Source organism: Xenorhabdus sp. IM139775 (genome assembly GCF_028598745.1).
In the GTDB taxonomy this organism is placed as follows: Bacteria; Pseudomonadota; Gammaproteobacteria; order Enterobacterales; family Enterobacteriaceae; genus Xenorhabdus.
The window spans coordinates 1-13,438 of sequence record NZ_JAQRFK010000077.1 but is presented as its reverse complement, the minus strand read 5'-3'; the positions used below and the strand labels follow the sequence as shown (position 1 = coordinate 13,438).

Sequence of the window (13,438 nt, the reverse complement as noted above, 5' to 3'; positions counted from 1 at the left end):
TAAAAGATAAAATTAATCCATTCCCCAACGAGTCAACACTGAGATGACTACATCTATCGGGAGGAATTCTTGTTCAAGGCGCCCACGTTGTCGATCAGCCAAATAATGATAAAAATCGGCTTCTTCGTTCAGTAAACCATCAGGAATAGTATCCTGCGCTTTTACCGGTTCGGGAACAGCCTTATCACTGGCATGTTCATCAAACAATTCACGATGCATTAACAATGCAGAAAGCGTTGGGTGATGTTTTCTGGCTCTTGCCAGCATCAGAAGCCCCCAAGTATCCATATCTCCCCAGTAGGCAACGGATTTTCCTTCCAGATCAGGATTAGATAACCATTGCAAATCAAGGCCGGCACCCAAGATGGCGATGGTGTCAGGCAAGGCCGGTAACTGATGCTGGCATTGTTCATTTTCAACAACGAGCAAGCGTGAAGCAGGCAGTTTAACGTCAGCCAGTTCTACCGTGGTGACCTTACTTTTTTTGAAGGGCAATAATCCTGATGATAGCGGTATGACGAGTACCCAATGGTTATTTTTATCAAGCGCATCCAGAAAAGTGGTTAATCCTTGTTTACTGGCTTCGCCCTCAAAACGTTCGTCCAAAAGCCGGGTCAGTAATGAGGTATTGTTTTCTATAAATTTTGTATCCACTCCCAGTCCGGACAATAATCTCAATGGCAGTCCGTTTGCACAGCCGGGCGTTAAACGGTTGGCCAGCCCAGCGGCCGTAATAACCTCTTGAGGATTTCGATGTTGCCAGAGTGAACGGCTTTTGATCAAGAGTGGATGAAAAACCGCATCGACTTGTTCGATAATTTCCTCAAGCAACCTGAACTCGCAGCTGACCCCCCGATCTGCGGCAGCATCAATCCACTCTGAAGGCCCGGCCAGAACCCAGCACACTGGCATGGATACCGGCTCACTACTCGCCCGATAATTCACTAATTCCCACTCGACTCGTCCGGTCTGCACACTCCTCCATGCCTTAACATGTTCCAAAACTTGCCGGGCATGTTCAGTAAATTCCCTTGGGGTGGGTTTACCAATGGGCAGCCGCAATGGCCAGTTACCCGGAGGGAGTAAGCGTTCCGCCCGGCGCTTTGCGCTATCCCATTGGCGGGCAAGTTTTTTTGCGATGTCGTCAGGTGAGTTCATGCTGCTCTTGCGTTCGCCGTTGGTAGTGATTTTCAAGCTCTTCCCAACTCAGGGAGACCATATTTGAATTCTGGCCGCGTCGGTGGACGACGATAGCCGAGCGAGTATGGTGGCGCAATAGTCGCATCTCTTTGTTAGGCGTGATAAATACCGCGTGCAGACCAAACTCCTTGAGTGCGGCAATGATCCTGCCTGCAACCGCATGGGAACTACGGGAGAAAGCTTCATCAAGAATAATGGTGCCAAAAAGCGGATGGCTGCTGCCCTTGGGGCAAAGCGCATAACTGAGCGAGGCGGTCAGTACGTAAGAGGCAATAATCTCCTTTTCCCCACCGCTACCGCCTTGTGAACCCGTGCGGGACTCAATCACATTACCCGTATGACGATCCATCACCGACACAGCGAATTCCAGACGAAAACGCGGGTCCAGCAACGCCTTTGCTCCCAGCGTTCGATTCCTTTCGCAGGCATCCCGAAGCAACGCAACCAGCGATTGTAAGGCCTTATAATGGCTCTCGCCGTTATCATCAATAAGCCGTGCGGCATTTAACTGACGCCGTGTTTTTTCAAGTGTGCGCAGGCTTTCATGGATCACCTTTTTTGTGACCAGCCGCAAATAGCGATCCGGCTGAAAATCAACCCTGAACATCGTGGCGTTTAGCTCGCTCAAACGCTCTTCGATCATTAACACAGCCTGATCAATATGGCTGAGCAATTGCGTGACGCCATCATCGGACGAGCGGTTCAGGTAGTCCAGAAAGCGCTGGAGTTTTTCAGGCAGGGCTTCTTCGGTCAGTTCCTGTAAACGCTGCAAATAAGCCGGGATATCGTCCAGCTCGGTACCAACTTCGGCAAGTGCCCCGGTATCCACGTTTTTGGCACCAGACATGAACTTGGTCAACTTGATATTCAGGTCGTGCTGTTTTCCCTTAAGCCCTTCGATTTCACGCTGGAGTTTGCCCGCATGCTGGCGTTCAAGATCATAAATATCAGACAGTTGTTCCATTGCTACCGTAGGGAAATGTAAGCCGCTTAGTTGCCGCTCTTCGTCCGTCATACCCTGTTGTGCAACGCGTTGAGCCTGTCGCTCTGCTCCCAAAGCCCTGTCGAGGCTTTTTTCCAGCCCACCGAGCTCTTTATTGGCCTCCTGAAGCTGCTTTTCAATACCCTCCTCAATCTGTCGCGCCTCGTTTAGCAACATGTTGGCGACGCTGGCATCAGAATCCGGATGGATTAAGTTCTCCAGCCGTTCCTTTAATTCCTCTAGCTGCTTTATTGCGCCCGGAACATCGATATTATTAAAGTCCAGTTGCTGAATTCGTTGAAATAAAGCGTCCCGGAGCTGAAGCTGGTTTACCTCGCCTTTTACCAACTCAAGCTCTTGAGTGGCGACGGTCATCTGTTCCTGAAGCCTGACAATTTCTTTCGCCAGAAAGGCCATTCGGTCCCGGTTATCAAACCCTGTCAGCCAGTCTTCATCAAGGCGTTTCTGATCCTGTTTGTCGTAAAAACGTTGCTTGCCGGACATGAGTCCCTGAGCGGTCATGGCATGGGGGATCGCGCGTAGCTGTTCAGGGCTGTCAACACAGTGGCGATCAATACCCGCCAGTAGCCCTTTTACGGCTTCTCTCCAGGGATGATCCTTCCACAACAGTTTGCGGGTGAAACCATCATCAAAAAAACTGACGGGAGAGTGCGGCAATTTGACTTCCATCAATCGCACATGCAGGCGATTATGGCGCTGGTTTACCCAGTTTAACGCTGCCGGCGCGGATTCCGGTGAGACAAGGATGCGCAGCCGGTGGCTACCGATAGCGCGTTCAATGGCACCACGCCATGAAGCTTCTTCCGGCTTAACCTGAACCAGTTCTGCCACGAAAGGAAGCTCCGCCTCATCAATGTCCAGAGCCTTTGCCAGCTCACTGCGAAACGCCTGATAATGAGCTGGGAGGTTGGAGTCCGGCCGCAGCGCAATCTCGGCGCTTTCCGCCTCTAATTGACGAAGTTGCTCGGACACGTTGTGCCTGAGTGCCCCTTTTTGATACGCCTCATCTTGTTTTAGCTTGATCTCGTGGGTGAGCTGCTCTCGCATGACTTCGGCTTCATGCTGGTTCGCCTCCAGCTGCGATTGAGTCAATGCGGAGGGAAGTCCGAGATTATGGGTCAGTTGCCGGTACTGGTGTGCCAGTGTTTCTCGTTGATTGAGGGTGTTTTGCCAGTCGTCGATACGGTTGTTCAACTCATCAATATTTGTGCCGCCAACCTGTAGATAACGCTGTAGGCAGTCGGTAACGACCTTTTTCTGCGATTCAAGCTGCGCCCGCAGATGCGCTTCGCTGACTTTAGTCTCATCAAGCGTGGTTTCAAGGCGGCTGACTTCTTGTTGCCAGAGATGGCTTGCCTGCTCCGCAAACCAGGCAGGTAACAGCGATTCCAACACCCGTTTGTCAGCAAGCTGCCTTTGCCTATCTTGGTGTTTTTCCCAGCTAAGGGCGATAGGTTGTAAGGATCCTTGTTGCTTGCGAGCGGTTTCCAACTCCTGATGTATCTCGGTCAGGTCATCAAAACTGTTGGCGACTTCTGCCGCTCGTTCAAAAGCAGAGTGGTCGTCAAGCACCAGCTCGCGGAAAATTTCATCAATACTGTTTAGCTGCTTTAATCCTGCGGCACGGTTTAGCAAGGTAAAGGCGTTTTCGCCTACGTCGAAATAGTCTCTCAGGCGCGCCAGGTATTGTTTTTTATTCGGCCATGCCCAGATCCCGGTCGTCTCTTTTTCCATTTTCTTTAGCAATCGCATTCCGCCGTCATGATAGACATTCAGCCAGTGTTCAAGCGTCTGCTCTGGGCTATCGCTGAATAACCAGAGCCTTTTCATATCCGTCACGCTGGAACTGGTGGTGTCAAACCACAGCAGCGCTCCCAGACGTACCATTTGCCCTTTGCGCTCCAGTGTTGCAGCAATCCCCGTCACGGTTTTTCCCGGTCTGGCGATATGTGATTGTCCCTCTCCCCCGTCACCGGGGCCGGAGACTCCCCGTACGTAAGAGATCAAATCCCGGTCGCTTTCATGCCCACCCGTTGAAGCCAGATTGTAGCGGGGATTAGCGCAAAGCAGTGTCATCAGCGCGTCTACCAGCGTGGTTTTACCGCTTCCGGTCGAGCCAATCACTGCCGTGCCTGCCTGATTGATGGTTGCCTGATGCAGTCCCTGAAAGCCACCCCAGTTAAACAGCTCGATACGGGTGAGAATAAAAGAGTCATCTCCCATCAGGTGTATCTCTTGATTCATGCTTCCTCCTCACTGTTATCGTTTTTGGATGTGTCATCCGGGGGTATCCGATGTGCGACCTGCTCCCGCAACCAAACCAATAATGCTTGAAGATTTACCGGATCAGCGAGATGGGCAATGACGGGTCGAATCGTGATCCGTTCATGGGCATCCGGCGATGTCACTAACCCGTGGCCTTTCAATTGATCCAACAGATTAATCAACCGGGTTCGTTCTTTTGATTCGCTGCCCGGATCGCCAAGGTAAAGCTGTAATTGTGGCAGCAGGTCGTCTATGGCTATCTGCGCCTGATTAGCGCCGGTTCCGCTCTCTTGTTCCCAAGCGATAAAATGCTGGCGCAAAATGGCGACTAACAACGATTGTTCCAGATTGAGCCGCTGCCGCCGCACGAGTGGGTGCGACCATTCATCCTGTTCCTGTGCATCATCAAGCCTGACTTTGACATACAGCACACCGCGGATCTCATCGATACCAATGTCCAGATCCAGCGGTTCCAAAATTCGGCTAACTTCTTCAGGATGGGTCAGCACAGCGCGGTACAGGTTGGGTTTATTGGCCTCTTCCAATAGGCCAAATTTAAGCAGTTCTTGAGCGGCCTCCCGTATTTTTTTCTGGGTTCGTGTTTCGCTGCCAGTGATGTTTTCTTCTACATGTTCGACTAAATCATGTTCGACTAAGTCGTTGCTTTGCTGAGCTGAATCACTGTCAGAACCCGCTGCATTATGCTGATTGATCAGTCGGTCAAAAATTCCCGCCATGCTTGTCACTCCCAGTCAATATCTTTCAGTGCCTTGCTTTCCAGCCCTGTGGTGGGAAGATCGAAGCGCCAGAGGTGATCTTCATCATCACGAAGTTCAACATATTCACGTTGATCATCTCTCACGTCGATACCCGCTTCTTTTGCCATGCCAATCCAGAAGGCAAACGTTTCGAGATCGTGAACAGGCGGCAGCAATATCGCCAGTTCAGCAAGACTGACGGGCCTATTCTCCTTCGCGAGTACCTGTAATGTCTGACGGAGCAACGCTTCTCGATCCAACCCATTAAACGCATCCCAGAAATCATCACCGATTTGTGCCAGATCGGCAGCATGGTGACTCAGATCAAGGGTTTGCTCCGCTTCATCATCGACCTCTTTGAAACGAAGGCGCTCAATAATAGGGATCCCCCCTACAGCTACGCCAACCGCAGGAAGCGGCACTTCCTTTTTACGTACTGCCTGACGCTGCCAGTCAAGGTTTAATGCCAGATTAAAGAATTCATTAAGCAAATGCCCGACGCGATGATGCTCCGCTGCGAGGCCGGTTTTCATAAATCCCCGAACATCGCGTTCGCTGCGAGCCCGCGCCTGAAGTACCGTCTGCGACTCATCGACCAGCCGTTTTACCAGCCAGCGCAGCTCATGGCGCTGTATGCGGCTCAACGCATCAGAAGCAGCAGGGTGGCTAAGGATCACACGCAATCGTTCACTCATTGCGGTCAGTTCAGCAGACTGGCGAAGTTGTTGTTGAAAACTGTCAAACACCCTCCCTTCGGGAGTATTGAGCAGCGCCTCCTGATCGTTGAGCAGACGATCAACGATTTCCCCCCGATGATATTGCTCGCCAATAATCGATTGCCGGAGAACACGGTCGGCTTCACGCCAGGAATCTTCAACCCGCCGAAAATCGGCTCTCAGACTGGTGGCCAGATTGAAGACTTCGCGAATATGTTCAATGGCCTGATGTGGTTCCAGTACCTCAATGTGTCCTGCTTCTGCCTCTTGCAACTCGCGTTCAAGATCGGCTATTCGGCGGCGTAACACAGAAATCCGGTTTGCCGGATTAGGATTGAGATGGGTTTCCAGGTTTTCGATTTCTCTTTGTACCGTGGATAAGCGGGAAGCGGTTGAAGTCATGAACCGGTTATCAAGCGTCTCAACAAACGTGATGGAAATCTCAAGCGCATCGGTTGCAAATAGACGCCCATCACGCTCGACAATTAAACGGCGTTTAATCCATTCCCGTAGTTCACGGCTTGCCTGAAGAGGAAGATTATCCTGATTAATTTCATATTGTTCTTGATTGATGTGATCCATGAGGATGTTAGTAAGCTGCACAATCGCCTCTTCAAGAGGAATACCATCGTTTGATTCCTCAAACAAGGTTTTCAGACAGCTCAAGACGAGCGGGGCGCGTCGGGTGGCAAGCAGTAACCAAGCAGGATGTTGATTTCTTGCTGAAATATAACTCTCTGTACGTTGTTTGATACTTTCTTCCATAATCGTAGGGCTTTTATCAATGTTGGGTAAGATGAGTAAGTAGAGATTATTCAGTGTAATATTGTTTTATCAGTGATTTTAATTAACAATAATATTGTAACTCTAACCACGGAATAATCGACCGAATCACTATAAATAATCAAAACATTGCCGATCCACTGAAAATATTTCAGCTCACATTCTGCAAGTTAGTCCAAATGCGGGACAATTTATTTTCCACCCCATGGTAAATAATACAAATAAGTTAAATCATCTAACTTGAAATTAATATAATCACCTATATTACTCTTAACAGGAGGCAATTCACTGAAAATGAAAAGATACAAAGGTTTTGCAGGCGTCGCCATTGCGATCTCATCCAGTTTTTCCCGAGAGGTGCGGCGGTAGTCAGAACGATCAATAAGACGTGCTGGTATGAAAAACGTTGGTTTACATTTTATTTTACCAGCCTGCATCTTGCTATCGAAGCGAACGAGATAGTAATCATTTTTGCGGTTAAGCCACGCTTTTCCAAAGTAGACCCTCGGTTCATCCGGGTATTCGCTCAACTCTTTGCTATCATTGATTTTGATGAAAAAATCCCTCAGATGTAGCTTCCCTTCTACTGTATTGAGAAAAAAGTTTATCCGCCTCCTCTGCTGTGATGTCTTTTCCTAATTCCAGACTACGTGCCTGCTCGAGTTTCATTAATGCCGCCTGTTTAAACATTGATCCCATACCCACCATAAATATATTCATAATCATATATATTTCATTTAAACAATCTGTGGATACTGTTAACAGATAATTAGGAATAAGGATTAGACCAATTAAAGAATCTAAAGAGTATCCCGAATAATCCACACAGGGAATGATCACTTTATTAGCGGGATATCCTAATAACCATGATGTTACTGGCTAGAGGTATCTCACTATGGGCAATTCGTGGTCTCGCTACTATTCTGAATCAGAATCGAGATGTTCAGACCCCAAATATGCGCTAACAAAAATTACGACTCATCTCAATTCCTCAGAGCATATGCTTTTTTCATCCAACGATTTTGATGAAGTGAAATCGATGGTCGGGCGGGTCATGCAGCCCCATCAACTTAATATCGTGGGCAACAATCAAAAGCTGGATGCCAGAATGCACTATATTCCGCTGGGGGATATTTCCATGAGCCGGCTGCGTTACAGTGCCAGCGTCGAAATCACCCCAGGGGAACTGAGTTCGTTCTTTCTCGTCCAGATGCCGCTGTCAGGCGGTGCCAGCATTGAAAGCGGTGACCAGTGCCTTGATTCTACTCCCAATATGGCTTCTGTACTGAGTCCCGACCAGCACACGTTTATGCGCTGGAATGCGGATAACGATCAGTTTATGGTCAGGATCTCCCGTTCCCTGCTGGAGCGAACCCTTGTCGGCCAATTGGGGCATCCTCTGGAACAACCGCTGGTATTTGAACTGGGATTTGAATGGCAGCATTGTCAGGCTTGGCGTTGTTTAATGCCTTATCTGCTGGAATGTACCACCCAAGTCCCCGATATCCTGCAACACAAACTGATTACCAACCAGATAGAGCAATTGATTTCCGTTACCCTGTTGTCTACGCATCAGCATAATTACAGTGAAATACCCGCCAACCGCCGCTGTTCCATCCGCCCGCGACATGTCCGGCGAGTGCAGGAGTATTTGCAGGCTCATGCCCACGAACCCATCACCGTAGAGCAGCTTGCCCAAATCGCAGGCGTCAGCCTGCGCAGCCTCTACTCGGGTTTCAAAGAGTTTCTGCATATCAGCCCGATGCAATATTTACGTGACCTGCGCATGGAACATGTCCGCACCGAACTACTGGCAGGAGAAACCCCCAGCGTCACAGGTGTCGCCCTGCGGTGGGGATTCGCCCATATGGGGCGCTTTAGCGCAGAATATAAAGCCCGTTATGGTGAGACACCGAGTGAAAGTTTGAAACGTGGGTGAAAATAACGCCCAACCAAACAGGCGCGGTAAATACCCTATTGACGATTACATTCAAGAGTCATTGCGCGTTTTGAGGCTTATTTAAAAGTTTATTAATGTCAATAAGCGGATAATCCTTCGATTAAAATGACATCTGGCAAAGAACATCCATCAGGGATATTCATTACTCACTCAATAAGGACATCATCCATGCATCTTCAAGCAGGGCAGAATATCGTTTTATCTACAACTTCTCTTCGGCTCACGCTCTCTTACCCAACAACTCCCTCTTTTCACAGTGAAATTGATGCCTCCGCTTTCCTGTTAAATGCCAGTGGGAAAGTCAGGGGAGATGGGGATTTCTACTTTTACAATAATCCCGCTGCTGCCGATAACAGTCTGGTTTTAGAGACGTTTCACCAACACAGCGTTATCACGTTGGATCTCAGCAAAATAGAGGCCAATGTGAGCAAAATTGCTATCACGCTGGTCATCGATGGTTCGGATTCAGTTGCCGGCCTCCAGCAACTGAAATTTGAAGCCCCAAATATTGCGACTTTCACCGTTGCAACAGCGAACCGAACTGAAAAGGCCATGATTGTTGCGGAAATTTACCGGCATTCCGGCAACTGGAAACTTCGTGCACTTGGGCAAGGGTTTAATGGGGGATTGGAGCCTCTGGCGGTCAATTTTGGTGTCGATGTGGAACAACCCGCGCCGGCAAACCCATCTCCGATCCCAACTATCAGCCTTGAGAAAAAACTACAGGGTAAAGCGCCACGCCTCATCAACCTTGCCAAGAATGCAACTATCAGCCTGAGTAAGCATAAACTGCAATCCATCAAGGCACGGGTCGCCTTTGTGCTTGATGCCTCCGGATCGATGAAAAGCCAATTCAAAAAGGGCAATGTTCAGTCTGTTCTGGATCGTATTGCGGTACTGGCCGTGCAATTTGACGATGACGGCGCAATGGATGTCTGGGGCTTTGCCGAGAAACACAAGAAATATCAGGATGTCAGCCTTGATAACCTGGATGGCTATATCCATGCCATCCAGACCGCCACAAAACTCTCCCGATGGGAAATTCTCCCTGGCCTCGGTGCAGTAAACAATGAACCGCCAGTCATGGAAGACATTATCAACTTTTTTAAAGACAGTGATCTCCCTGTTTATATCGTATTTATTACCGACGGAGGGATCAGCAAGACCCGTCAAATTAAAGATGCTATCCGGCGTTCAGCCAATTACCCTATTTTCTGGAAGTTTGTCGGCTTGGGGGGATCAAATTATGGCATACTCGAAAATCTCGATAACTTCACCGATCGTCGTCTGGATAATACCCATTTTTTCGCCATCGATAATTTTGCCACGATAAAAGAAGATGTCCTGTACGATTTGTTATTGACCGAGTTTAAAGACTGGCTCGATGCCGCTACTGCCGAACGTATCTTATCGTGATTCTTGTCATAATAAATCACTGTCAGCGCCCCAAATAAGGGGCGCGATAATTGACAGCTTAATTTACTGGTATGACGTCATTTTGACGCATTTATTGACCCTGATTAAATTTGATGATAAATTAACCAATGTCGTATTTAACTCACAACCTCAATGCGGTAGGAGTCAGGGTTATGTCCACATTAGCAAATGAACGCATCACCACACGAGTCAGTTCTGAGACCAAAGAATTGCTCGAAATGGCACTCTCATTATCAGGCTATACCAGTCTGAATAGTTTTATTACAAATGCGGCTGTAACAGAAGCTAAACGATTGATTGAACAAGATATGCGCATTAAATTGTGTCGGGACGATGCACTGGCGTTTGTTCATGCGCTGGAAAAACCCATTGAGGCAAACGAACGCTTCCTGCGTGCTGCTCGTCGACATAGAGAAACGATAAGCAATGAAGATTGAGCGTCTCGATAAAAACAAACACAATAGAAACCATTTTGATTGTGGTGAACCTGCGCTAAATAATTATCTGAAAGCGGTGTCGGGGCAGCATGATAAGAAGAATCTGTCGAGAACATTTGTCCTGACCGGTAAAAATGAATCTCAAATATGGGGTTATTATTCGCTGGCACTCTGCACGGTAGAACTGGATCAGCTACCAGAAAAAATATCAAAAAAATACCCGTCGGCATTACATTGCGCACTGATTGGCCGACTGGCCGTTAGCAAAGCATTTCAGCGTCAGGGATTGGGAGAAAGTCTGTTAATTGATGCGATCCGAAAATCTATCGAGTCATCAGAATTAATCCCCACTCCGATGATTATTGTTGATACTAAGAATAGCGCCAAAAAATTTTATATGAATATGGGGTTTCAGGAATTTCCTCAGACAAAGAACAAACTATTTATGCCGCTGGCTGTTGCAACAGATGTATTAGTTGCGACTTAACCTGACGGTATCCTGTGGTAGGGCACGAATAAATTTGTCAGTCGGTTAAGAGCGAAGAGCGAACATCGCTTGACACATGTAGCAAGACATCTGATCCCAAATAATGCTTAAAGTACTCGATAATGTCCTTCACTGATCACGAGGCATTGGCGTGTTGGACATTCAACATGTATAACGAATCGATCATGCTTATCAGATCAAACACAACTGTTCACAGTGCTGAAACAATACACTTTACTATTAATATAAATTTAATAATTAACAAGTAGATATGATATCTTCAAGCAGTAATACTATGAAAATGATGTAAGTATTTAAAGTATATTTTCGAATCTTCTGAGACATACAATGACGACACCAAACACAGTAAACTACCCTCCCCCAGCAGACTGGCAGCATTTTGAACGTTTAAGTGTTGCAATCATGAGCGCAATCTTCCAAAAACGTTTCCGTCAGTACGGTAGAAGTGGGCAGCGTCAGGATGGAGTGGATCTATACTGTAAGCATAACGGCACATTTATTGCAGTCCAGTGTAAAGGGCGAAACCAGAGATACGGCAGTCTTCTATCTCCAGAAGACATCACCAACGCTGTAAAAAGTACAGAAAAATTCCCGCATAAAATTGACGAGTTTTATATTCTCACAACGGGACCGGACGATAAAAATCTCGAACAAAGAGCCTTTGAACTTAGTTGTTCTCACAGTGAAACAGACAGCTTCACCGTACATGTACTTGGCTGGCAAACGCTTGAGAATATTATCCGCGAACATGATTCTATCCAACATGCATTTTATAGTGGATTTTTTAAAAGATTCTCCATAAAGCAATACAGTACACTGATTGCCACAGGATGCTTGCTTATTACTTTAAGTATTCTGGGTGTCTATAGATATGTGAATTACTACAGTGAAACGTCAGCACAACAAAAAGCAACATCTAAAGATACTGAAGAATTCGTGGCACTAAATGATAAGCTCATCAAGATATATAAGCATTGTGATGAGATGATGAATGCCAATATACTTTCATCCTCATTTGAGCTCAAACAATTCTGTACTATCCCCATTGCAAAGCAACTTGACTCTATTGATAAATTTGTTCAAAAAGCAAGCCTGAGCATTGATGCTAGGGCATATGACAACATGAGAAGAATGATTGAAGTTTTACGTGAGGATCACTGGCAGGGATTAATTGCCGTGGAAATGACTAGATTTTTTGAAAACAATATCATTCGTAGCCTGAAGGTAATGTGCTTACCTGAAAAACAACAGAACAAAGATGTTTTCAAAGAAATGAGAACAACAGCAGAGGATGCTGTAAATCAGCAATTGCAGTTTTATTACATTCTGAATGATTTTATCCTTCCCGGGATGGAGTCGATGAAAGCCATCGCGTTAACATCCGCCCGACAGATAAATGATCAACCAGTCCCCCATAGCATGTTTGAGCAGGCGAATCGTCTTAGTGGAATCCTGAAAGAGCGCTCCGAGTACAAGCTCAATAAATCCCAGATCCCATTCAGCTTGTCAGTGATGAAAATCTATAGTGGTCGTAACATAAAAATGTCAGCCTCAATTCCAGATCCTGCCGAGGAATTTTACTGGAATGATGTTCTGGTGCGTTGCATTGGTATGTCATTTCTTGGGAGGAACAGTGATGCTCAGGAACTGGTGAAATGTGGCGTTTTCCGGGCAGAGGCTCCGGAGCACTTCAGAAAGGAAGAAAATGAAATTAGGAAGAAAGCTGAATCCTTATAAAGCGGCATAGCAAGATCCACATGTATATATTGCAGGGATTGACCTGCTCCCCATTTATTAACCAGGGCGGGATTTCACATTTTTTATATGGTTATTGTGGGTGTAAATTGCTCTTTTTGAGATTAATAAACATACAATTCAGATACTAAAATCTATCAATAAAATAGTATTGAATGTGTAAAATTATCAACATTCACACAATGATTGATTTTTGTACAAAGTAGAATCCCGCCCTGATTTATTAACTCGCCGTGGTGCTTGTAACGTCCGCTTCTGGCACAGACTGTGTAAAAACCGTGATTTCATCGAACAAATATCAAGTTGGGTTGCATTTTAGCATCCGAATAGCGCTCATCACATTCACAATGTTCTGATGAAGATTGGTGACTTATAATATGAAGTCATTTAAATGCATCGTGCCTTGAACGTTGGGGGCAGATTTTGGTGAAATTAAGCGACTTTATCGCTTAACTCAGATTCTCGACATTGCGGTTGCATTCCTTCTCCAACCGCCGCGATGATTGAATTCGATTTAAATAACCGTAAATGTAGAGCTTGAGCATCATGGCAGGGTGATAACTAGTGGCACATACTGTAATTAATAGCCTTATACTGTTTTCCCACGGTAAAGCCA

The 13,438-nt window shown here is 46.7% G+C and carries 11 protein-coding genes and 2 pseudogenes; 5 read left to right on the top strand and 8 right to left on the bottom strand.

Annotated elements, in window-relative coordinates; genetic code table 11:
- Nucleotides 1-12: 12 nt before the first annotated feature.
- The 7 genes and pseudogenes from PSI17_RS14120 to PSI17_RS14095 form a co-directional block, all read right to left on the bottom strand.
- Entirely contained in the window at nt 13-1,158 is a 1,146-nt protein-coding gene (locus PSI17_RS14120) for a Wadjet anti-phage system protein JetD domain-containing protein (protein WP_337927218.1), read from the bottom strand.
- A complete protein-coding gene (locus PSI17_RS17340; protein ID WP_443256032.1) occupies nt 1,145-2,557 on the bottom strand; it encodes an SbcC/MukB-like Walker B domain-containing protein in 1,413 nt (470 codons plus the stop codon). The genes PSI17_RS14120 and PSI17_RS17340 overlap by 14 nt, the downstream gene beginning before the upstream one ends.
- Before the next feature lie 1,686 nt (nt 2,558-4,243).
- Nucleotides 4,244-4,426: pseudogene (locus PSI17_RS17335) on the bottom strand (ATP-binding protein); the annotation flags it as partial.
- Nucleotides 4,427-4,443: 17 nt separating this feature from the next.
- Entirely contained in the window at nt 4,444-5,205 is a 762-nt protein-coding gene (locus tag PSI17_RS14110; protein ID WP_273552579.1) for a DUF4194 domain-containing protein, read from the bottom strand.
- A 5-nt stretch (nt 5,206-5,210) separates the two neighbouring features.
- Complete coding sequence (locus tag PSI17_RS14105) at nt 5,211-6,707, bottom strand: DUF3375 domain-containing protein (RefSeq protein ID WP_273552578.1); 1,497 nt, start codon at nt 6,705-6,707, stop codon at nt 5,211-5,213.
- A 209-nt stretch (nt 6,708-6,916) separates the two neighbouring features.
- Nucleotides 6,917-7,255, bottom strand: coding sequence for a hypothetical protein (locus PSI17_RS14100; protein ID WP_273552577.1), 339 nt, complete (start codon nt 7,253-7,255; stop codon nt 6,917-6,919).
- 10 nt (nt 7,256-7,265) lie between these two features.
- Nucleotides 7,266-7,451, bottom strand: a complete 186-nt coding sequence (locus tag PSI17_RS14095; RefSeq protein WP_273552576.1) for a hypothetical protein — start codon at nt 7,449-7,451, stop codon at nt 7,266-7,268.
- Between the two features lie 169 nt (nt 7,452-7,620).
- On the opposite strand from PSI17_RS14095, the gene PSI17_RS14090 reads away from it, so the two are divergent.
- From PSI17_RS14090 to PSI17_RS14070, 5 genes are all read left to right on the top strand, one after another.
- A complete protein-coding gene (locus tag PSI17_RS14090) occupies nt 7,621-8,664 on the top strand; it encodes an AraC family transcriptional regulator (RefSeq protein WP_273552575.1) in 1,044 nt (347 codons plus the stop codon).
- Between the two features lie 189 nt (nt 8,665-8,853).
- Nucleotides 8,854-10,101 (top strand): VWA domain-containing protein, encoded by a 1,248-nt coding sequence (locus PSI17_RS14085; protein ID WP_273552574.1) that lies wholly within the window; start codon nt 8,854-8,856, stop codon nt 10,099-10,101.
- A 173-nt stretch (nt 10,102-10,274) separates the two neighbouring features.
- On the top strand, nt 10,275-10,559 hold the full coding sequence (locus PSI17_RS14080) for a type II toxin-antitoxin system TacA family antitoxin (protein WP_273552573.1): 285 nt from the start codon (nt 10,275-10,277) through the stop codon (nt 10,557-10,559).
- On the top strand, nt 10,549-11,046 hold the full coding sequence (locus tag PSI17_RS14075) for a GNAT family N-acetyltransferase (protein ID WP_273552572.1): 498 nt from the start codon (nt 10,549-10,551) through the stop codon (nt 11,044-11,046). Before PSI17_RS14080 ends, PSI17_RS14075 begins: the two co-directional genes overlap by 11 nt.
- Before the next feature lie 348 nt (nt 11,047-11,394).
- Entirely contained in the window at nt 11,395-12,804 is a 1,410-nt protein-coding gene (locus PSI17_RS14070; RefSeq protein ID WP_273552571.1) for a hypothetical protein, read from the top strand.
- Between the two features lie 479 nt (nt 12,805-13,283).
- Here PSI17_RS14070 and PSI17_RS14065 read toward each other — a convergent pair.
- Nucleotides 13,284-13,438, bottom strand: a pseudogene (locus tag PSI17_RS14065) (transposase); the annotation flags it as partial.

Excerpts from the sequence above, each read along its gene's own strand:
- PSI17_RS14120 (WP_337927218.1), bottom strand. The coding sequence starts at position 1,158 with ATGAACTCACCTGACGACATCGCAAAAAAACTTGCCCGCCAATGGGAT.
- PSI17_RS17340 (WP_443256032.1), bottom strand. The coding sequence starts at position 2,557 with ATGACCGTCGCCACTCAAGAGCTTGAGTTGGTAAAAGGCGAGGTAAAC.
- PSI17_RS14110 (WP_273552579.1), bottom strand. The coding sequence starts at position 5,205 with ATGGCGGGAATTTTTGACCGACTGATCAATCAGCATAATGCAGCGGGT.
- PSI17_RS14105 (WP_273552578.1), bottom strand. The coding sequence starts at position 6,707 with ATGGAAGAAAGTATCAAACAACGTACAGAGAGTTATATTTCAGCAAGA.
- PSI17_RS14095 (WP_273552576.1), bottom strand. The coding sequence starts at position 7,451 with ATGATTATGAATATATTTATGGTGGGTATGGGATCAATGTTTAAACAG.
- PSI17_RS14090 (WP_273552575.1), top strand. The coding sequence starts at position 7,621 with ATGGGCAATTCGTGGTCTCGCTACTATTCTGAATCAGAATCGAGATGT.
- PSI17_RS14085 (WP_273552574.1), top strand. The coding sequence starts at position 8,854 with ATGCATCTTCAAGCAGGGCAGAATATCGTTTTATCTACAACTTCTCTT.
- PSI17_RS14080 (WP_273552573.1), top strand. The coding sequence starts at position 10,275 with ATGTCCACATTAGCAAATGAACGCATCACCACACGAGTCAGTTCTGAG.
- PSI17_RS14075 (WP_273552572.1), top strand. The coding sequence starts at position 10,549 with ATGAAGATTGAGCGTCTCGATAAAAACAAACACAATAGAAACCATTTT.
- PSI17_RS14070 (WP_273552571.1), top strand. The coding sequence starts at position 11,395 with ATGACGACACCAAACACAGTAAACTACCCTCCCCCAGCAGACTGGCAG.